The organism is Paenibacillus solisilvae (assembly GCF_042656405.1).
GTDB lineage: Bacteria > Bacillota > Bacilli > Paenibacillales > Paenibacillaceae > Paenibacillus_Z > Paenibacillus_Z solisilvae.
In genome coordinates this window covers 72075-93501 of sequence record NZ_JBHSOW010000127.1, presented here as the reverse complement: position 1 = coordinate 93501, position 21427 = coordinate 72075, and the positions used below count along the sequence as shown (strand labels likewise).

Genomic DNA, 21427 nt, shown 5'->3' with positions numbered 1-21427 from the left:
GAAGCACCGCTGTAAACACGCTTTGCAAGACCGTCTTCATCCGCTCGGAACGAAAACGATTGAGTGTATGAAAATCCGGCCGTTGTCGACCTGCAATCCACATGAACATGATGTTTTCGCGAACAGCTTTAGCGATTTGGCGAGATGAGTACATTCGCTGCAATGTAGGCATAAATAATGACTTTGGTAAGCATTTTGGGATGGTAGCTATCTCGGCCACCGCCGGGATAAGCGTCTGCAAAGAGGTCGTCGCTGAGACGATTAACAGCTGCGTTGACGACGCGAACGAGGTGATTTTCGGGAATGTCTTCCTCCAAGTCCATTGGCAGGGTAAGTTGGTCCATGGTATATTGAATGTACAAAGAAACCGTTCCTTTCGTAAATGGTGGGTCGCACTTCCATTTTACCAAAGAACGGTTTCTTTTTGGTTTAAAAATACCAAGGGGCAATCCCTCGGTCATCTTCGATGACTTTTGGGACAGCCTCTTCGTAATGTTCCAGCCGCTGTCTTACTGCGGCAGCTTGGAAATCTGCCGGCAAGCCGAAAGAATAGCTAGCCGCGCTTTGTTCGTAACGTATTCTCGATGGCAACTCTCATCGAACTCGCGGCTCGGCTCCACGTCCAGCGGCGCATATCGCGCCGGCCTTGAATACCCTTGGCGCGACAAAGCGCTGGATGTTCATACGCAAATCTCATTTGTTTTTTTAAGCTGGCCAGGCTGGGCTCCGCCCAAAGTTGTCCTTGTTGGGCAAACAAGGAACGGAAATTAAAGGAGATGGAGCGATTCATACTTCGGGCGGGTGGAGCCAGTCTATAGCCGACTAGGAAAGAATTACGGGCGTTCAGAAAGTCCATATGACCGCCCCAACGGGTCGCGATGACGGGAACCCCGCTGGATAACGATTCTAAATAAGGCAATCCGACACCCTCCCCCCGGGAAGGGAGTACAAAGGCGTTAGCGGCGGTATACATTCCTTTTATCATCCGGGAACCCGTTGTCCCCGTGATAATGCGGACCGGAGCCGCATTTCGTCCGTAGCCGAGTTTCTTCTTGTATGCCTGAATTCGGGCTTTAATCACAGCGCCCGTATCCTTTCCGAACCCTGAGGTCTTGATGACCAAAGCAACTTTATCCCTGGAGGTAAACTCCTGCCAATAGGCCTTTAATAACGTCTCCGGGTTTTTGCGGTGTTGAAAGGTAAAAACGGAGACGAAGACGAAGGTTCCTTTTGGCAAACCTAAATATAATTTTTTATTAGAAGGAGTGTAAGCAAGGGTATTGACACCATGCGGCACGATAAAAACGGGTTTCTTAACCCCGCTTCTTTTCATGGCCCTTTTGTTTTGCACGGAAGGGACGCATACGGCATCGAACCGATTGATTTGCGGGAACCATTGTTTAGGTATTTTTGTCGTTTCCCAGACTGTATTCAGCAAAATGTACTTGAACTGTTTTCTTGCTTTTATCATGGGAAGGGAGTTTGGTGTTCCGTGAAAAACGAGAACTTTCTTTCTGTCCCTAGCGAGAGGCTTCAAGGCTAAACGGCGTAAGGTTGAATTAAATCGCGCTCCGCGAGCGGTCATTATCTTTACGTTTACTCCCTTGCGGTGCAAGGCAAGGGCATATTCCCTGCTGGCAATGCCAATCCCGCTTGTTCGATAAACAGGACCATCCCAACAAACCTGATAGCTTTTCATATGCAATCGCCCTTCAATCTTGTTTTAAATTCCCCCAAGTTATTGATATGCCTTCACGCAGAATTGGTTTATTGTCCAAACGATGATGTCAGTTAATAATTTTCAAGCTGACTAGGGATCATAATTCCACCCACACCGCATTTATTCCTCCGGTTCCTCGTCCGAAGCAGAAGCTGTGCTGCCTTGGAGAGCTGCCCGGTACTCCGTCGGAATTTGACCGGCATACTTCATAAATACCTTGGTAAAATACCGCCGCTCAGAATAACCGACTTCCTTGGCGATTTGAGCAACGCTCTTCAGGGTATCCTGCAGCAAGGATTTGGCCTTCTCCATCCGCTGCCGCGTCACATATTCAATGAAGGTTTCACCGAAAGACTGCTTGAACAACAGGCTAAAATGCGATGTAGATAGACCGACATGCGATGCGGCCTCTTCTACGCTAAGGTCGCGGAATAAATGGCGGTCCATATACGTTCTGGCGTCGGCCAGCTGACGCTCCGATTGTTTCCGCTTATCGGTGGACCGTGCAGCTCCTTCACTGGAAGCCTGCCGGATAGCGGCGAACAGATCCTTCACGCATAAGCGCATATCCATCTTCCGCCACAGCGACTCTTCCTGACCAGGCGGCAGCAGATCCGCTTCCTTCAGCTCGCGCATCAGATGGAGAGCAAGAAAATGCAGAAGCGGCTTTAATCTGCCCTCCGCGCTTCCGCCTGCTTGCTGGAGCTGCTCGGCAATCCGCTTCTGCTCCTCATCGACGCCTGCGGCATCGCCTCGTTTCATCGCGCCGATAAGCCGCTCGGCAATATCCCATAAGGCGCGCCCAGCTTCGATCCCGCCCGTCTGTTCACCGCTGAATATGGTGAACGGTACCGTTTCCGTGGTAAGCTGTATGCCGCGCTGAACCGTCTTGTAAGCAAAGGACAGCTCCGTAATGGCTGCCTGCTTGCTGAACACGCCGGCTTGAAGCTTCAGCTTCGCATTGTTTTGAACGGAATGAAGCAGCAGCTCTGTCCAAGCTTTGATCTGCCGCTCCCCCACTGGCTCCTCATCTTCCCGGCTTTGAATCAAGACGCACCATTCACCGTCACGCATTTGGATGACCGCATGAAGCAGACCCGCTAGCTGAAGGGTATCCCGAAGCACGTTGCAGACGGCGAAATTCCACATCTTCCGTTCCTTATCCGGCCACTCCCGCCAATCACGCGCATTCTCCGACCCGACATCAATATCAAGCAGGATCAACGTGTACCGCGGGTTGCCAAGGTGCTGCTCCTGAGCCGCCATCAACCAGTTGTCCGGCGTAATATCGGTGTAATCCATCAGCACATCATAGAGCACCTTCTCACTGGCAAGATCGATCATCCGGCCGAGCCTGCGCTGCTCCTCCTTTACTTGAAGGCGTTTGTTCCTCTGCTCGGACATGACTCTGGCGATCACTCCGGTCAGTTCATCATAGGGAATCGGCTTGAGTATATAATCCTTCACCCCATATTGAATGGCAGCCCGGGTATAAGCGAAATCCTGGTAGCCCGACAGCATAATAATCTCGCATGGCAGTCCCTGCTTGCGGATATGCCGGACCAGCTCAAGCCCGTCCATCACGGGCATCCGTATATCGCACAGCACGAGGTCGGCCGGATCAGCCTGCATCAGCTCCAGTGCTTCAACCCCGTTCTTGGCCGTACCGGTAATTTCTAACCCAAGCATGCTCCAAGGAATGACTTTCACCAGATTTCGTGTTATATGCGGTTCGTCGTCCACCAGAAGTACTTTGCCGTTCATGCTCATTCACCTCTGCTTCGCGGGATGTTAATCCGGATAACGGTACCATAACCCTCTTGGCTGCAGATCCGCAATCCATAATGGCTGCCATAGTGAATGCGGAGCCGGTCCGCTACATTGCGCAATCCAAGACCTCTGCGCTCACCCTGCGCGGCTTCATCGACAGCTCCTATGCCGGCCGACTGCAGATTAGGCATGGCATTCAGCCGCATGAGCGCTTCCTCGTTCATCCCAACCCCATTATCCCGGATCGTGAACAGAACAGCGCCTTCTTCAACTTCAGCGGCAATCGTGATGATCCCCATTCCTTCCAGGCCGTCGAAGCCATGCTGAATGCTGTTCTCCACAAGCGGCTGCAGCGTCAGCTTAAGTATCGTATAATCCAGAACGGTGTCCGGAATATCCAGCTCATAACTGAACATATCTTCAAACCGGTATTTTTGAATTTCCAGGTAACTGCGGACATGCTCGATCTCTTGGCTGACGGTGATAATCTCCGACTGATGCATGCTCGTGCGCAATAAATTGCTCAATCTGCGAACCATCTGCATAATCTTCCCGCCTTCGTTCTGAGCGGCAAGCGCGTTAATCGACTCCAGCGTATTGAATAGAAAATGAGGCTTGATCTGCGCCTGCATCAGCATCATCTCGGCACGCTGCTTGCGCTCCTGCTCTGTTCTGACCTCGCTGAGCAGATTGCCGATCGTGTCGACCATACTGTTGAAGCTGTGTGCCAGGAGCACCGTCTCATCTTTGCCGCGCGCCTGAACGCGAATATCAAGCATGCCTTGCTCAACGAGCCGCATTTTGCGCACGACTCGAATAATAGACTTGGCCACCCGGTTCACGAAAAACATATTGAACAGGATCGCAAACAGCAAGCATAGCAGCGTAATCACCGCAATCCATTTGACGAAACGGACGTTCTCATTCGTCAGTGACTGCCAGGATTTAACCGATACGAGCACCCAGCCGTTGCGGTCGAGATTATACGAAGAAACCAGCGAATCCTGCCCGCCAAAATCAGCCCGCAGGCTGTCATACCGCTGTGTTTGCTCAATCGGCGCTGCAGTCAGCGCACCGGCGTGTCTGCCCTCGAGTTTATGACGGCTGTCGAGCATGACAAGTCCGTCCTTGTTGATAATTAAATACCTGGTTTCCGTCTGCTTCTCGCCGGACACCGTGAAATCCTGGAGCATGCTGCTCACTTCATTGGATTTCACCTGAGTGACCATAATCCCCATATTATTGAGCGTATCCATGTCCTTCACGAGCCTCATCTGGGTAAAAAGCGCCGCTCCGTTGCCCGTCAGCTCCGGCTGCTCATAAGGCCCGATCCATACAGGACGGCCGCCTTCCTCCATAACATCGCGGTAGATCGGATGGCTCTGCAGCAGGTCATACGCAATAGGCAGGAAAGTCGTCGGATCATTCCTCATCGACCGGAGCATCGTCCCATCCATGCCGTACAGCACGACCATACTGAGCGCAGGATTCTGAAATAAAATACGCCCAAGCGATTTCTCATATTGGCTGATCGCAATGAGCGTGCTTGCATCTCCGCTGGAGTCGCGCAAGCTTCGCAGCGCCTCTTGAACGGTTGCATTCGTTATGCTGGAGTCTGTCAGCTGGTCGAGCTCCTTGAAGAAGTAACGAATATTGCCGCCTACCGCCTTAAGTGTGATCTCCGTTTGCTCGCTGTACTTTTTTTCAAGCAGATGCTCCGAATTGAGAAAGGATACGATCCCAAGACCAATGAGCGGAACAACAATAAGGCCAATGAAAGCAAGCAGCAGCTTCGGGCGTAAATTCATGGCGGTACGGCTCCTTTATGACAGTTAGGTTTCGACTCGCCGGGGGGCTTGCCAGAGCGGATTATACGGGCAGCTAGCCCTTCACACTGCCTGCTGTCATCCCGTCGATAATCTGACGCTGGAGGAACATATACACGGCAAGCACAGGCAGGATGCTGATAATGACTGCAGCCGACAGGGAAGAAAAGTTGGTCCGGTAGCCATCGTTGAACGTGGCCATCCCCGTCGGCAGCGTGCGCAGGGATTCCGTTGTTAGGAATAGCTGCGAGAAAATATATTCGTTCCAGTTATTGATGAACGCTAGTATAAAGACCGTAACCAATGCGGGCATGGACACGGGAATAATGACTCTTGCAAATAAACCGAATGCGCTTAGCCCATCCATAATTCCGGCTTCCTCAAGCTCGCTTGGAATGGACTGCATAAACGCATGCAGGATGAAGATCGTGATTGGGAGTGCGTATGTGCAGTATACCAAAATCAACGATAAATGCGTATTGTACAGATGCCAATCATAGATATGAATCAAATTGATAAGCCTGTACAGCGGTATGAACAGAGCGCCTGGCGGTACGATCAGCCCGAGCAGAATAAACGCGAAAAACTTCCTGCTCAGCTGTTTGTATTTCATGCGGGATAAGGCAAATGCCGCTGCAGCCGACAGCACAAGTGTAAGCGCGCAGGAGATAACCGTTACATATAAGCTGTTAAACGCATATCCGCCAATATGAGCCGATTCCCAAGCCGCACGATAATTGTCCAAATTGAAGTGAGCAGGCAGCGCCCAGGTATTCACTGTAATCTCACGATTGGTCTTGAAGGAGGAAAGCAGCAGCCACAATAAAGGAAACAGAATCGAAATGACATACAACAGCAGAACCAGATGAATCGGCCACTGGCTTCTTCGGAGCCGATCCAAGAGGCGCAGCCTGCGTATGAGAGAAGCACGTTGATCCAGACGGTGTGACGGCAGCATTCGCTCCATTAGTACTGCACCTCCTCGGATTTGGACACTTTTTGCAAGATACCGGTCATGATAATGGTGATCACGAACATAGCGACGCCAATCGCGCTGCCGTAACCAAGCTCCATGGAGCGGAAGCCGACCTTAAGCATGTAAGTGGACATCACCTCCGTGGATTGAAACGGCCCGCCATTAGTCATAATTTGCACGATATCAAGCACTTTCAGCGTTCCGGATACGGTTAACAGCAGCATGACGAACAAGACTGGCCGAACGAGCGGGAGCGTGATCTTCCACGTTTCATTCCATGCGTTAACCCCGTCAATCTGAGACGCTTCGCCGACTTCCTTCGGAATGTTCAGAATGGCCGCTAAGCAAAGCACGATGAAGAAGCCGATATTTTGCCATGCATTCGCGAGCAGAATCGAGATCATCGCCAAATGCGGATTCGACAGCCATTCCTGCTCAGGCAGCCCGGCAGCCCGAAGAATTTGATTGAGCAAGCCGGAATCCAGATCGTAGAGAACGCCGAACAATATCGCCACCGTTGCAGTCGAGATCACCACCGGCACGAATACCGCTGATTTATAGAAGCCGCGCATCCGTCTTATTTTGCTGATCATAATGGCAATCAGGAACACAAGCGGGATGTTGACGAGAAGGGAAAACGCCATGAAATACATATTGTTGATGAAGGCTTTAACAAAGATCTCATCCTGCATCAACCTCATGAAATTATCGAACCCGATAAAAACTTTCGCTGAGACGCCGTCCCATTGGTAGAAGCCGTATACGAAGGAGACGATGACGGGATAAATGAAAAACAGCGCATACAGCAGCAATGTCGGGACGATGAACGCGATGTAGGTATAGGGGTTCTTGAGCGCTTTGTTCATAGGATCCTCCTTGAAAATTGTCGCAGATAAGGGCAAATGGAATAGAAAGAGGGTGCCTGTTAAGGCTGGGCACCCTCTCTTGCTTGCTTTATCGGCTTGCTTTATCGGCGGAGATTACTTCTGCGCGTTTGCTTTATCTTGAGACGCCTGGATCTTCTCGGCTACTTGCTGCGGTGATTTCACTTTGCCGATCAGCTCCTGCAGGCCAACGCCGACATCTGCGCCTACACTTGGCTGAACGATGGCATCGAATGCTTTCCATGACGAGGATGCATGGGCCATTACTTGAAGAACCTCGGAGATCAACGGATCAATGCCGGATAGGTCGGACAGCTTCATCGAAGGCAGAACCTTGTCTTCCACCAGCGTACGCTTCTGCACTTCTTCGCTGAAGAAGTTTTTGATGAAGGCTTTAACCATCGCTTTCTGGTCGTCGCTTAGTTTAGATGAGAAACCAAAGCCGTTGGAGTAGCTGGCATTGATGGAGGTTTGGTCGCCTTTGCCGCCTGGAATCGACGGGAAGGAGAAGTAGCCGATGCTGCCTTTAAGGTCTCCGGCTTCGTCGCCGGTGAAACGATTGGCATCCCATGTGCCTGTGAATACCATCGCGGCGTCGCCTTTAAGGAATTTCGCGCCTTGCTCCGCATAGGCAAGCCCAAGCGAGCCTTTGGTGAAGTAATCTTTGTTCACCAGCTCCGCATAGCTTGTGAAGCCGGCAACGAAATCCGGGTCGGTCCATTTCATTTCGCCGGTAACGAGCTTATCGAATGCTGCGATTCCAACGTGGCGCTCCATGACCGTATTCCACAGCATGCCGTTTACCCAGCCATCTTTGGCTGCAAGTGCGAATGGCGTGATGCCCTTGGCTTTAATCGCGTCAGCATCCTTCAGCAGTTCATCCCATGTGGTTGGAACGGATAAACCGAGATCGGTGAATATCTTTTTATTATAGAAGACGCCTTCGCTGTAGCCTCCGAAAGGAAGTCCATATACTTTGCCGTCAATCGTAAACTCATCCAGGCTTGCAAATTTATCTTTAAGGCCCAATTCATCAATAATCGGCGTCAGGTCAAGCATGCGGCCTGCTTTGACGTAGAGGTTCAGATCAGCACCGCCGAAAACTTCGAAGATATCGGGCGGGTTGCCTGCCGCCATTTCGGCTTTCAGCTTCTGATCGCGGTTAACGACCTCGTCAATGCCTTCTAATTTGAATGTGAGGCCGGCGTTTTCTTGTTCAGTCTTCGCCACAACATCCTGCAAAATTTTCAAACGGACCTTGCTCGTTTCTTTGATTTGCGTGTGCCGAAGCGTGAGGGTTACGTCTTTAGCAGCGGGCTCCCCGGCATTGTCAGTACCGGTTTCTTGGTTGTCTCCAGCGTTAATGTTGCCGGTATTGTTGGAGCTGGCGTTAGTGCTCGCGTTGTTGCCTGTTTCATCCTTTGAACCGCAAGCAGTGAGAACAAACGACAGGGATAAGAGCATCGTTGCCGCATACGTTAAACCTTTCTTCATGAACATGACCTCCCGATAATTTGTTGTGCCTGCTTCCGCTGCCACCTGCTGCTTAAGCAGATTAACCGGCCGGAAACATTCACTTGTTCTGATCCCGCCCGGCAAGCTTCTTTACAATTTGATTATAATCAGAACGGACGAATGGAAGGAGGTCGAAAATACAACGAGTCAGGGTGACTTTTCGACGGAGATGTCAGCTGCGGGTCATAATAACAAGCCCACAGGAGGAGAATATCCTGTGGGCAGCGGTTTCAATCAGGGTAATAATATCCTTGATGTTATAATTGCGTTCGCTTAATGCTTACCAAGCATAAGCGCGAGGTGCATCTCCGCCTGGTCCAGGGAAGATTTCATCCAAGCGTTTCATCGTTCTCTCATCCAGCTCGAGCTCAACTGCGCGAAGGGAACGCTCGAATTGCTCCAGCGTACGGACGCCGATAATCGGTGCCGTTACCGCAGGATTAGCAAGCAGCCACGCCAGGGCAATGATGTCCTCGCGCTCGCCCAGCTCATCGCTTAGCTCCTTGAATGCTTCAAGCTGTGAACGGTGCTGTTCGACGCGCTTTGTATCATTGCTCCGTTTACCCGCTCCGCCTCGCAGGGCATTGCCTGCAAGCAAGCCGCCATCCAGCGGGCTCCATGGGATAACGCCAATTCCAAGTCCTTTCGCTGCAGGAAGCACTTCAAGCTCCGGCAGCCGGCAGAGCAAATTGTATTTATGCTGCTCGGCTACAAGTCCAAGGAAGCCGCGGGCTTTAGCCTCGCCCTGCGCAACGGCCAGATCCCAGCCCGCAAAGTTGCTGGCACCCACATAGCCGATTTTGCCTTGCGCCACAGCGGTTTCAAACCCGCCCCACAGCTCGCTCCAACTCACATTACGATCGACATGATGCATTTGATAAAGCTCGATATGATCCGTTTGCAGGCGGCGAAGGGAACCTTCCAGATGGCGTCTCAGCTTATAAGCGGATAATCCGCCTTCGCCGTTCGGGCCATCATGCTTGTCGGACATATCACCGTAGAACTTGGTGGCAAGAATGGTTTTCTCACGGCGTCCTCCGCCTTGGGCAAACCATCGTCCGATAATTTCTTCGGTACGGCCGGCATTCTCGCCCCATCCGTATATATTCGCTGTATCAAAGAAGTTGATACCTGCGTCAAGCGCTGCATCCATGATACGGAATGCTTCCTGCTCGTCCGTATCCACCCCAAAATTCATCGTTCCAAGGCATAATCTGCTTACCTTCAAGCCCGAGCGTCCCAAATACGTGTATTTCATCTTCTTCTAACAACTCCTTCTTCAACTGATTATGTAGCCGGCTTGTCAAAGCGGTTGCGGAATGATCAAACCGTCCCTCTTACATTATAAAGAAATAACATCCAAATATCGAATCGATCCTCGAATGGAAGCGTCTTCGGCATTCGTGGCTTCCTTTCTGCACCGCGACCAGCTCCCGGCGCTTGGCGGAGCGATAAGTGTTTGCAGGCCAACCACACGACGCATCGTCATCGCATCGTCATCGTCATCGCATCGTCATCGTCATCGCATCGTCATCGCATCGTCATCGCATCGTCATCTATACTGGATGTTTACAGCTATTTCGGGCTTTAGATGTTCAAACTAGCGCTATACTGGAAATTTCCAGTTAAATTGCCGAATTGAGCTCCAAAAGGCTCATTTGGGGCGATTTAACTGTATGGATTACAGTATAGAGGCAGCCTCAAGCGGAGAGCACAGTTTTAACTGTATGAATTCCAGTATAGGCCAAGGTTTAGGTTTATCAGGTATCTTGTAACTCTTATGCCACTGATGGAAGCGAAGAGCGATGTTGGCAGGGCCATGGATCAACCTACCCGTCTAACGGACTTGCAAGAAGATATGCTGCAAAACCATCTCATCCGTATCGTCAACGACGCAGCCGCGCATCAGATCCGCACGAGTACCTTCAAGCCGCCGCGCATCAGATCCGCACGAGTATCTTCAGGCAGCCGCGCATCAGGTCCGCGCGAGTATCTTCAGGCTGCGACGGATCTGTTCCACACGAGTACCTTCAGGCAGCCGCGCTTCACGGCGGATCTGTTCCGCACGAGTACCTTCAGGCTGCGACGGATCTGGTCCGCACGAGTATCTTCAGGCAGCCGCGCATCAGATCCGCACGAGTACCTTAAGGCAGCGGCGGATGCAAACAGTAAAATGGCTGTACAGGTTCGATGACCTGTACAGCCATTTTGCATAAGGGGGGACAAACTAAGGCGTGATTGCCATGACTTGTGCCCTTTTGAGGGCTTCGACTTTTTCACTCCGAACGCAATGCTTCAACGGCATCCCGGATTGCCTTGTAGAAGCCACCCCAATGAGGAGATGCATCTGCGGGCCCGATTTGAGTCTCTTTGGTGACCTCCGGCGCCTGGGCTTCTGCTTCTTCCGAAGAGATTAATGAGCCCGGCTCCCTGACTTTTCGCTCCATCGTAGCACCTCGCATTTTAGAAATATTTCTATCATGATGCTTATGCGTATCTCTGCTCTATTCCATCCTTCATTCACGAAACCCTATCCCTTTAGACGCTGCTTGCGGAGAGTAAAGAGCTCCCGGAGCTCGTCAGTGGACATTTCCGTAATCCAGTTCTCCGACTGACCAACGACCTGATCATTCATAAGCTGCTTCCGATTAATCATATCGTCGATTCTCTCTTCCAATGTGCCCAGGGTTACATATTTATGCACCTGGACATTTCGCGTCTGACCGATACGGAATGCCCTGTCAGTCGCCTGATTCTCAACCGCAGGATTCCACCACCGGTCAAAATGGATAACATGATTGGCTGCCGTCAGATTGAGCCCCGTTCCGCCGGCCTTAAGCGATAGAACAAATGCGCAGCCAGGCTGCTTCTCATCTTGAAATCCTTCAATCATCGCATCACGCGCAGCTTTTGGCACGCCGCCATATAGGTACGGGGTCGGGATGCCAATGCGCTCCTCAATCAATCGTTTCAGCGTCATACCCATCTCCACATATTGAGTGAAGATCAAGCAGCGTTCACCTTCCGCGGCAATCTCCTCCACCATTTCAAGCACGCGCAGCACTTTATTGGAGCGATCCGGATCCCAAGCCGATTGAACAGCGTCGGCCTCCTCCTTAAGCAGGAGGCTCGGATGGTTGCACACCTGCTTGAGCCGGGTCAGAGCCGAGAGAATCATCCCCCGCCGCTGCAGGCCCCCCGCCGATTCCAAATTACCAAGCAGATCAGAAACGATATTCTCATACAACGCCCCCTGCTCCACGGTGAGAGACAGATAGGTACGCATCTCGTTCTTCTCCGGCAGTGAAAGCTGAATGGCCGGATCCTTCTTCACCCGGCGCAGCATGAACGGCTTGACCCAGCGCTGCAGCTCACCGATAAGCGTCTCATTACGCTCCCGTTCAATAGGCAGTACAACGGCTTTCCTGAATTCACTCAGGCTGCCCAGATAACCCGGATTTGTAAAATCATACAGCGACCACAGCTCCGTCAGCCGATTCTCCATCGGCGTTCCCGTTAATGCAACCCGGTGATTCGCTGACAATCCGCGGATCGCTGCAGATTGCTTGGTATAATAGTTCTTAATATTCTGAGCTTCATCCAAGCAAACAACGTCCCAGCTCATTCCAGCTAACTCTTCCTCATCAAGAGGGGCCAGTGCGTAAGAGGTAATGACAAGATCAACCTCAGCCGCAGCCGCGGCGAACTCTTCTCCTCTGGCCCGGCGGGGACCGTAATGAACAAGCACGCGAAGCGCCGGAGCAAACCGCTCCAGCTCCTTCTCCCAGTTCCCGATTACCGAGGTCGGACAGATCAGAAGGGAAGGTCCTGTCACGCCGGTTTCCAGAACATGCTGGAGATAGGCTGTGAATTGAATCGTTTTGCCCAGACCCATATCATCGGCTAAACAGGCACCCAGTCCGAAACGGCGCAGAAATGCAAGCCAGGAAACACCCTGCAGCTGATAATGGCGCAGTTCGCCCTGGAAGGCCTCCGGCTTCTCAACTAGAGGTAAGTCGGAGGATTCATTTAGCTTGCTGATCCATGCGGTCAAATGCTCGTTGAGCTCCACCTCTGCGGTTAGTGCGTCTTCATCATCCTCACGCTCCGGCTCAAGCTCCGTCCCTCCGCGAAGATGCATCTCCATCACATCACGCATCGTTAAACTGCTCTTGCCGCCGTTCTTCTTCAGCCATTTGCGCAGACGCTCAACGTCATCCGGATCCAAATGCACCCATTCGCCGTCGATCTGCAGAAGACGCCGGTTCTCTTCAGCCAGCCGCATAAATTCCGCTTCACTCATATTCACATTGCCAACGGCCAGCTTCCAGTCAAAATCGACGATCTGCTGCAGGCCGAACATCGACTGCTCCGACGAGCCAACCGATGATTTGACCTTCGCCTTCAGACGCAGCTTGCGGCTGCGGACAGCTTCCCACCAGCTCGGAAGCAGTACAGAGGCTCCGGCGGCAAGCAGCCTGACACTTGCCCGCTCCAGAAAATCCCACGCTTCACTGTCCGATAAATTAATTTTAATGCGCTCGGCGGCCTGTGTTTGTGCGCCTCCTGCTCTCTTCTCAGCTGACTCCGCGGGAACAACCGGCGCAGTCGATTCTACCCAATCAGGCAGTGCGGCCGCCCATTTATGTTCATCTTTACGCATTCTTTCTTCAAAGAATGGCTGCCATTCTTTGGGAGCATCCTCATGAAGCTTAAACCGCAAAGGGGTATCTCCAGCGCCAATTTCATGCCCCTCAGTGACTTGCCCCTTAGCTGCCAGCTCCAACATAATCCAGCGGCCGCCCTCTGCTCGATCCTGTACAGCAGGACGAAGCCGCCAGCCCTCTTCCGCAGTTGGCTCAAGCAGCTGAAGCGCTGTACGAAAAGGCATATTATCCTGCTTCAGACCAATTGAAACCAGCCAATCCTCTTCATCGGCCGCCTTCGTAACGAGCGCTCCTGTCCCCAATGCAGCAACAGTCGAGCTCCACACAGCAGCGACGTTCTCATCGGTTTCAATCAATTCCTCGACGATCATACTGAACCAAAGCTGCAGCGCCCCCAGATCGCCCTGCTCTTCAATCGCAGGCACGATCCTTCTGATCTGGGCCCATGCCTCAAGCTCTGAGGCAGGAATATCCAGCTTCCATGCCCGGCTCTCAGCCGTCCAGCGCGACCAGTCCGGCGCATACCAGCCCTTCTGCAGAGCTTGGCGCAGCAGCTTAGCCAATTCCCGCAGAAGGCTGGCCCGCTCCGTCCATTCGGTCTTGAGTAATCGGACAGACTCGGGCGCAGCCAAATAGTCCATCGCTTGAAGCGGTGAAATAATCATCTCCGTCTGCTTCAGACGCTCGTCAATTCTCTCTTCAACTTCAGAACCATACCAGGAAGCCTCGTGCCACGCGAACAACAGCTGGCGCAGCCGAAGCGTTAAACCGGCAGCATGATGAACGGCAAGCACAATGCCGTCACCATCCTTCCAATAGCCATCTATCGTTATAGTTTCAGCACCTGTGTAGCCTCTCATGTGATGATTTTTCCCCTCCAGAGCTCTTCCTGCAGTGCGCGCAGACGTTGATGCTTCCGTACAACGCCATTCACGTAACGGCTCCATTTGTCAGCTTGCTTCTCTGCCTTGTACAGCCTCTCCAGCTTCTTCATGAGCTTCACAGCCTGCTTGTAGCCTTGCCGATTGCGCAGCCGGATCGCTCCTTCGATAGCTTGATGGTAGAGCGGATACAGCGTCCGCGGCGCATCCTTGGCAATCTCCCGCACCACTTGAATATCCATTTCATCCGGCTCTATGCCTAGCAAAAGCTGCAAATCAGCCCACTGCTCGTATTTGCGGCGGTCCAGCCAATGCTCCGACAGGGCGGAGTAGGAGAAAGGGAGGAACGAAATCAGATACTCCTGCCATGCCGGGTTATCCGGCTGCTGTACATCCGCTAACCGGCACATGCTGAGAAAAGGGCCGAAAGCACGCGATTTCCGTTCAATCGTCAGACCCGCGTACAAATAAGAAAGCCACTCCTCAAGCTTCTTCCAATCCCGTTCCTCTAACCGCTGCAGCGCACAATCGCTTGCCAGCAATGCCGTCCGGTTAAACACAGTTTTGCTCAGCAGCTCAATAGCTTCTTCATCCCGGTTCTCAGCGAAAGCGAGGAAAGCAAGCGCCATCGGATAGAAGAAAAGCGGATGCCCGTTTTGGCTGCCAGCCTTCAGCTTCTTCCTCAGCCACGTTTCTTCCTTTGCTCTCCAAGCTTTATGTTCAACCAGCTTCGCCCATAGGGAAAAATACAGCGTCTCCCAGCGGTGCAGCTGCTGTTCCCGGTCCATATCCCGTTCATGGAAGATCTGATTGAGATTATCGACTGCCGCAAGCTCCGCCTTGGATAGCTGATCAGGGATCAGCTCCGCAGCCAGCTCATGGTAATGGTTCAGCCAAGGCTCCGTCATCCGCGCGAAGGCCATTTCATAATAATATCGGCTGTAGCTGTCCGTTGCCGAGTAAGCTCTCTCCGACTGATCAATCACGAAGAGTATGGCATGCATCCAATGAAGCCGGCGCAGGCCTTCATCCCATGATTTGGATAAGCCTTTCAAGGCCGAGAGCACAGACTGCAAAGGATGCAGGGAATGACGGCACTGCCGCCATACCTCACCGTGCAGCTGCTCCATTTCCTCCAGCCAATGCTCGGAGGTATCCTCCAGCTTCCCTTCGGTTGAATCGGCTGTTCCAAGAACGGCTGAGGTTTTGCCCTCTGAATCCTGATCGGCCTCAATCAATTCAGTGCCATAGAGAAGCCGGTTATGAACCTCATCCGGGCTTTTGCCTGCGTAGGCGTTATAAGCATAAAACACGGCGGCCATATGTTTACAGTACCCGTTATAGGGACATGTACATGTACTGAATGCAAAATCATCTGTATCCAAAGTAACCGCATAAATATCGGTATCACGCACCGTTCCATAGATCGCCGTTCCATCCATGACTTGAACAGAGAGCACCTTTTCACGGCGGTAGTAATCCCAGCCCTGCTCTATGTTGGGCAAGGGCATGCTGCTTGCGAGCATAGTCTCCAGTCCGCGCAGACGCTGCTCATCCAGTTGAAAAAATGTGCTCATCCGTCGTCCTCCGTTCATCCATATGCATTCCATCTATTATACCACAAGCGTAAACGTTTTCGCCGAGTATTAGACGCCTACTTACATAAATATAGGATTCAGACCAGATAAGTTCTTTGTCAGATGCTTGTAAAAAAGGCTCCCTATGCGAACTTTGAAGTTCGAATAAGGAGCCTTGTCATGATCAATCCGGTATTTTCACTATAAATGTAATCATCCCCGGCTCATTGATCGCGATGCGGACCAGCCCTTTATATTGATCCACAATCGATTTGACAATGGATAGACCCAGCCCCGAATGCGTACCGTCCTTGGACGTATAGCCCGATTCGAAGAGCGGTTTGGCTGCCAATGTCTCCGCGTGCAAGCAGGTATTGCTTATCGCAAATTCAAGATATCCCGGTTTCTGGCCGATGAAAATACGGACGAAACGTTCTTCCTCAGAATAATTCAACGCTTCATCGAAAGCATTATCGATCAGATTGCCCAATATCCGCGTCATATCGAGCGACTTCACGCCAAGCTCCATCTTGTTCATATCACTAATGCTTGTCTCCAGCTGCACTCTCAGTAACTCAGCTTGCGAAATCTTGGCCCGGATGAGCGCGGCTATGGCTGGATTGCCAATATTAATAATATCATTCATCTGACGGATCTCACCCGTTAATTCAGCGGTGTAAGCCTTAAGCTCATCGATCTTGTTAACTTCCGCAAGCGAATGAATGGTTTGTACATGGTTCAAAAAATCATGCCGCTGCGCCCTTATCGATTGAAACAGCTGATTGATCTCCTCCACGTACGTCTCCTGCGCTTTACGGACGAGTTTGTCCTGGGATTTTCTGAAGCCCGTTGCCGTCCAATAAACGATTATAAAGCTAAGTGCGGTTACAATGACAACAATGATCCCGATATTAACGAACTGCTTATCCAGTTTATCTTGGATCGTCTGGTAATCCGCAACCAAAGTAAGGACGTAACGGTCGATTGCATCGCCATTCCCGTCTAACATGCTGGCTACTTTATTGATATTCACGGGAATATACAGTTTCAAAACATGCTTGCCGTTTATGGTCGTATTGAGCCAGACATACTTATTCGTTTCATTGGCTAATTGAACATTACGGCTGTCATTCTCGTGCTTAAAGGCATTCGTTCCGTTCAATATCGGATTTTGAGTCATATGAGTGACTTCTTCGCCATTTTCATTGATGGTGACTCTCGGGCCCGAATCGAAGGTTTCCGGATTCAATACGCCGATTTCAAGCACCGTGTCGTTCTGGCTGAGCGTCTCCGAGATCATGTGATTAACGCCCGTAACATTATCATAGTCACGCTGCCGATCATCATAACTTATGTACGGATCCAGGATATAGTTGGTCGTACCATCGTAATAATAGCCCCACTTATTGATGACCTTCGTCTGAACGGTTGAGAATTCAAAGGGTCCTGTCCAGAAATTGGTTAAAGACTGCCCCCACTTCACCGTTACTTTCTTCTGATCAAACAGCTGATTAAACGCCTTGTACCATGGATCCCATGAGCTTGTCGGATAATTAAGCTGCTTATTGTCCGACGACCGGTACAGCACAATATTGTCCTTCGTGCGTTTAAGCAAGGTCAAATCATATAAATCGAGTTTGCTCTTCAGCTCAACAAGCTGAGCATTGGTTACCTTCTCGATATCTGGATTCAAAGCATACTGTGCGGCAATCGAGGCTGCCCGAAGCTCACGCCCAATTTGATCTTGATATTTCTCCGAACCGTTTCTTGACGTTTCAATGGAAATTGCAATTTGCTTCGCAACCGTTTCCAGTTCATGCCGAAGATTGCTTTCCAGCGAGCTTTTTGTAGTGAAATAATAGATGGTATTATTCACACCTAATAACACAGCTATCAATATAAGCGCTAATAGCCAGACATTACGACGCATTCAAATAGACTCCCCGTTCCTGTTTCCTTGTTGTATGTTCTCTCTCTGTTGAAACTATTCCAATTATGAATGATTTCAAGAGGAAGAACAATGATAGAATTGAACAAATTTGGAAAGTATATCATATTAAAAAACCGCCTGAAAGAAGGCGGTTTGTGTCAAGAGCGTATGCGGCTGAAAAAAGCGAGCAGCGCCCATTTGCGCTCCTGCCTCTTCTTGTAGCGCGGCAGTGACCGGTAGATCTGGCTGCACTCGGCAAGCGCCTGCTTGGCATCGCCGCTCTGGCCTAGCTGCGTGTACAGCTTCGATAACCTGTAGTAGGCCTCGCATGAGGATGATTGGATGGAGCGAAACGACTGGAGATGAGCAATAGCTTTCTCCGGGTTTGTTCTGGCATGCAGGGCAGCAAACCGCAGATACGGATTGCCGTATTTGACTCTTGGATTAATCGATAAGGCGTTGTGAACAGCCGCCTCCGCCGCTTCTGTCTCGCCTAAGTGAGCCAAGCAGGCACCCAGATCATCCCAGTATTCGGCTGAATGCTCCAGTGCATCCTGCAGCGGCATCAGCAGCTCCTTCGCTTCCTTGTATCTTTTCCGTTCAATAAGCAGACGGGCGAGCTCGTGTTTGGCAGGAATATCATTGGGATTCATGTACACCTGCTGCCTTAGACGCTTGATGAGTCCCAAGCGGCGAAGCGGTTTAACAATGCTGGGTGTAATTCCGACATAGCGGCGATCTAATAAATAAAAAACGGCGAGCAGGACGATAATGGCTAGAAATGGGTTACCAAGCAGCCGCCAAAGCAAAAAGAATGCGAGTACTTTAATCATAGTGCCTCCTGAACGTTTGCGATTCTTTCCATTATGAATATGATTGATTGGATTTGGAAATTCACTCCTTATTGTACACGAATCAAATAAGTGGGAATAGTTTATATTTTGGCTCTTGCAACTGGTACGAACGGAGCCGTACACTGGTTGCATACAGCCATTTATACGGAGGATGACAGCGATGATTGAACAGCTTCGCAAGAAACTGCCCTATTGGGTAGAGGCAAGCCGGGTACATACATGCGACGGGCAAGTAGCCTCGTACATACCTGAACTGGCCAAAGCGCCCCGAGATGCTCTGGGCATCTTCATTACAGGACAATCCGGAGAAACGGCTTCTGCCGGGGACTGCGGCCTGACGTTCACCATGCAGAGCATCTCAAAGGTGTTCACGCTCATACTTGCCCTTATCGATAATGGCGAGGATGGCGTGTTCGACAAGGTTGGTATGGAGCCCACCGGTGATGATTTCAATTCGATGCTGAAACTCGAGCTTGTAGAGCCGGGAAAGCCCTTTAATCCCCTCATTAATGCCGGTGCGATTGCTGTAAGCTCACTCATTCATGGCGATTCGCCGCCTGTTCAAATCGAACGGATTCTGCGTTTTTTCCAAGAGATTTCAGGCGGCGCTTCACTAAGATTCAATGATTCCGTATTCCGATCTGAGTCGGCAACCGCCCACCGCAACCGTTCGCTCGCTTATTTCCTGAAAGACAACGAGGTGCTTGGCGAGGAGATCGCCGTCGAGGATGTGCTGCAGGTTTACTTCAAGCACTGCGCCATTGAAATTAATGCGGAGCAGCTGTCCCGTATGGCGCTTGTGCTCGCATTTGACGGCACCGATCCCTTAACCGGGCGGGAGCTCATTCCCCGGCGTTATGTTCAGATCGCCAAAACCTTCATGGTGATGTGCGGTATGTATAACGCATCCGGCGAATTTGCGATTCGTGCCGGCATTCCTGCGAAGAGCGGCGTTTCCGGCGGAATTATGGCGGTTGTTCCCGGGCAGTTTGGAATCGGCGTTATCGGTCCGTCCCTAGGCAGCAAGGGCAACAGCACAGCAGGCGTTCATCTGCTTGAAACGATGTCCGCCGAGCTTGATTGGAGTATCATGTAGATAAAAAAACGCTATCCATGCAGCCGCGTTATGAGGCTGTGGATAGCGTTTTGTCGTATACATGGATTATCCGATATGCATCATCATCTCAGGCTGCTTACCTTCTTCTTCACCGGCCTGGCCGGCAGGTCTGCGAAGCAGCAGGCCCAGAAGCGCACCGAACACAGCGATAAACGTCAGAACGAGGAACGTATCGCCGAAGGACAGCGACCAAATTTCCAAGGTCGGCGGCTTCTCGGGTGTCGGGTTGTAGATGAGAATTCTTTTTGCCAGAATGGTAGAGAGACCTGCTACAGCGAAGGAAGTCATAACCTGCTGCGCCGCATTGGTCAATGAAGTTACGCGGCTGACGAGATCCCTCGGAGCCGACTGCATCAAATGTGTATTCAGCGGCATCATGGAAAGACCCATACCGGCGCCAAGAAGAGCCAGCGGAATCATGATCATGGATAAGCCGGAGTCCGCATCCACATTCGACAGAATGAATGCAGCTAACGTTACGAGCAGCATGCCGATCAAGACGAGCGGGCGCGCACCGATTTTATCATACAGCTTACCGCCGATCGGCATAAATACGCCTGCTGCTATCGCTTGCGGCAGCATAATCAGCCCTGTATCAAACGCACTGTAGCCTTTCGCCTGCTGCAGGAACAGAGGAACAAGGAACATCGTGCCGAACAACGCAATTTGTGAGATCCACTGTACGATAATGCCGCGCGAGAAGTCACCGGAGCGGAATACACGCAGCTCCAGAAGCGGCTCTTTGCGCGAAAGCTCGGCAATAATGAACAAGATAAGCGCAGCCGCACCTACTGCAATACCGATAATCGTTTTCGCAGCCGTCCAGCTGTTCGCGCCTTCGCTCACGCCGTAAGAAAGCCCGGCAAACGCAATCGGAGCGAGGATGAAGCCCAGCTTATCAAGCGCTGCAACGGCTTGACGCTCTACTCTTGGCAATGTGCGGACAGCGAGAATCGTACCCACGATCCCGATAGGAATGTTAATGAGGAACAGCCATTTCCAGCTCGCATAATCGACCAGCCAGCCGGCTAGAACCGGTCCAAGCGCAGGAGCAAGAAGGATCGGGATCCCCATCATCCCCATAACCGCTCCCACTTTCTCAGGAGGGCTGAGGCGGTACGTGAACGCCATCGCGATCGGCATAACCATCCCCCCGCCAAGTCCTTGAAGAATACGGAAGATGATCAGCATTTCAACGGATGTGGAAAGTGCGCACAGAAGCGATCCCAGCGTGAATAAAATAACGGAAATAATAAATACCTGTTTGGCCCCGAAACGATCGGATAACCAGCCGGCAAGCGGAATAACCGCCGCTTGAGCAAGCGCGTAGCCTGTAACTGTCCATTGGACGACCTGATACGTGGTGGCAAACTCTTGCAATAATCCCGGAATCGCTACATTCACCGCCGTTCCATCGAGAACAACCATGAAAATACCGACAATAATTGCAGCAAGCGGCGCCAAAATCTTCTTAATCGAAAACGGCTCTTCCGTGCTTGCGGCAGATGTTGCTTTTGCAGTCATATCGGATCCTCCTACCCTATAATGCCTAGGTAATTCCTTCTGACCCCCAGGCGGTCAACATTGACCCGTAACATTTACGGGAGTACAATGAAGACGTTCAAGGCATCCTGCCGGAACCACTGGCTTATTTTCTATGCGGACAATTGTCCGTTTTCATAAGCTTACCGAACTGCCACTTCATTGTCA

16 protein-coding genes and 1 pseudogene are annotated in these 21427 nt (G+C 51.3%); 3 read left to right on the top strand and 14 right to left on the bottom strand.

What is annotated here, in order from left to right; genetic code table 11:
- From ACFPYJ_RS33240 to ACFPYJ_RS31355, 8 genes and pseudogenes are all read right to left on the bottom strand, one after another.
- Positions 1-362, bottom strand: a pseudogene (locus ACFPYJ_RS33240) (transposase); the annotation flags it as partial.
- A 191-nt stretch (positions 363-553) separates the two neighbouring features.
- Positions 554-1699 carry a glycosyltransferase family 4 protein gene (locus ACFPYJ_RS31385; RefSeq protein ID WP_379192208.1) on the bottom strand — a complete coding sequence of 382 codons (1146 nt, stop codon included), beginning with the start codon at positions 1697-1699 and terminating at the stop codon, positions 554-556.
- A gap of 141 nt (positions 1700-1840) precedes the next feature.
- Positions 1841-3484, bottom strand: a complete 1644-nt coding sequence (locus ACFPYJ_RS31380; protein ID WP_379192205.1) for a response regulator transcription factor — start codon at positions 3482-3484, stop codon at positions 1841-1843.
- Between the two features lie 2 nt (positions 3485-3486).
- Positions 3487-5298: a sensor histidine kinase gene (locus ACFPYJ_RS31375; RefSeq protein ID WP_379192203.1), complete on the bottom strand. Its 1812-nt coding sequence runs from the start codon at positions 5296-5298 to the stop codon at positions 3487-3489.
- A gap of 73 nt (positions 5299-5371) precedes the next feature.
- The gene (locus ACFPYJ_RS31370; RefSeq protein WP_379192201.1) at positions 5372-6283 is read right to left on the bottom strand and encodes a carbohydrate ABC transporter permease; all 912 of its coding nucleotides are present in this window, start codon (positions 6281-6283) and stop codon (positions 5372-5374) included.
- Positions 6283-7158 carry a carbohydrate ABC transporter permease gene (locus ACFPYJ_RS31365; RefSeq protein ID WP_379192199.1) on the bottom strand — a complete coding sequence of 292 codons (876 nt, stop codon included), beginning with the start codon at positions 7156-7158 and terminating at the stop codon, positions 6283-6285. Before ACFPYJ_RS31365 ends, ACFPYJ_RS31370 begins: the two co-directional genes overlap by 1 nt.
- A gap of 114 nt (positions 7159-7272) precedes the next feature.
- Positions 7273-8670, bottom strand: a complete 1398-nt coding sequence (locus tag ACFPYJ_RS31360; RefSeq protein ID WP_379192197.1) for an extracellular solute-binding protein — start codon at positions 8668-8670, stop codon at positions 7273-7275.
- Positions 8671-8971: 301 nt separating this feature from the next.
- Positions 8972-9949, bottom strand: coding sequence for an aldo/keto reductase (locus tag ACFPYJ_RS31355; protein WP_379192195.1), 978 nt, complete (start codon positions 9947-9949; stop codon positions 8972-8974).
- A gap of 201 nt (positions 9950-10150) precedes the next feature.
- On the opposite strand from ACFPYJ_RS31355, the gene ACFPYJ_RS31350 reads away from it, so the two are divergent.
- Together ACFPYJ_RS31350 and ACFPYJ_RS31345 are read left to right on the top strand one after the other, a co-directional pair.
- Positions 10151-10282: a hypothetical protein gene (locus ACFPYJ_RS31350; RefSeq protein ID WP_379192193.1), complete on the top strand. Its 132-nt coding sequence runs from the start codon at positions 10151-10153 to the stop codon at positions 10280-10282.
- Between the two features lie 189 nt (positions 10283-10471).
- Positions 10472-10885, top strand: a complete 414-nt coding sequence (locus ACFPYJ_RS31345) for a hypothetical protein (RefSeq protein WP_379192191.1) — start codon at positions 10472-10474, stop codon at positions 10883-10885.
- Between the two features lie 82 nt (positions 10886-10967).
- On the opposite strand, the gene ACFPYJ_RS31340 is transcribed toward ACFPYJ_RS31345, so the two are convergent.
- The 5 genes from ACFPYJ_RS31340 to ACFPYJ_RS31320 form a co-directional block, all read right to left on the bottom strand.
- The gene (locus ACFPYJ_RS31340) at positions 10968-11138 is read right to left on the bottom strand and encodes a hypothetical protein (protein ID WP_379192189.1); all 171 of its coding nucleotides are present in this window, start codon (positions 11136-11138) and stop codon (positions 10968-10970) included.
- Positions 11139-11221: 83 nt separating this feature from the next.
- Positions 11222-14218, bottom strand: coding sequence for a DEAD/DEAH box helicase (locus ACFPYJ_RS31335; protein WP_379192188.1), 2997 nt, complete (start codon positions 14216-14218; stop codon positions 11222-11224).
- The gene (locus tag ACFPYJ_RS31330; protein WP_379192187.1) at positions 14215-15816 is read right to left on the bottom strand and encodes an SWIM zinc finger family protein; all 1602 of its coding nucleotides are present in this window, start codon (positions 15814-15816) and stop codon (positions 14215-14217) included. The genes ACFPYJ_RS31335 and ACFPYJ_RS31330 overlap by 4 nt, the downstream gene beginning before the upstream one ends.
- Before the next feature lie 184 nt (positions 15817-16000).
- The gene (locus tag ACFPYJ_RS31325) at positions 16001-17746 is read right to left on the bottom strand and encodes a sensor histidine kinase (protein ID WP_379192186.1); all 1746 of its coding nucleotides are present in this window, start codon (positions 17744-17746) and stop codon (positions 16001-16003) included.
- Positions 17747-17904: 158 nt separating this feature from the next.
- Positions 17905-18579: a tetratricopeptide repeat protein gene (locus tag ACFPYJ_RS31320; protein WP_379192185.1), complete on the bottom strand. Its 675-nt coding sequence runs from the start codon at positions 18577-18579 to the stop codon at positions 17905-17907.
- A 172-nt stretch (positions 18580-18751) separates the two neighbouring features.
- Between ACFPYJ_RS31320 and glsA the strand changes: the two genes are divergently transcribed.
- Positions 18752-19696 (top strand): glutaminase A, encoded by a 945-nt coding sequence (glsA, locus tag ACFPYJ_RS31315; protein ID WP_379192184.1) that lies wholly within the window; start codon positions 18752-18754, stop codon positions 19694-19696.
- A gap of 66 nt (positions 19697-19762) precedes the next feature.
- Here glsA and ACFPYJ_RS31310 read toward each other — a convergent pair whose 3' ends face one another.
- Entirely contained in the window at positions 19763-21241 is a 1479-nt protein-coding gene (locus tag ACFPYJ_RS31310) for a DHA2 family efflux MFS transporter permease subunit (RefSeq protein ID WP_379192183.1), read from the bottom strand.
- Positions 21242-21427: the final 186 nt, after the last annotated feature.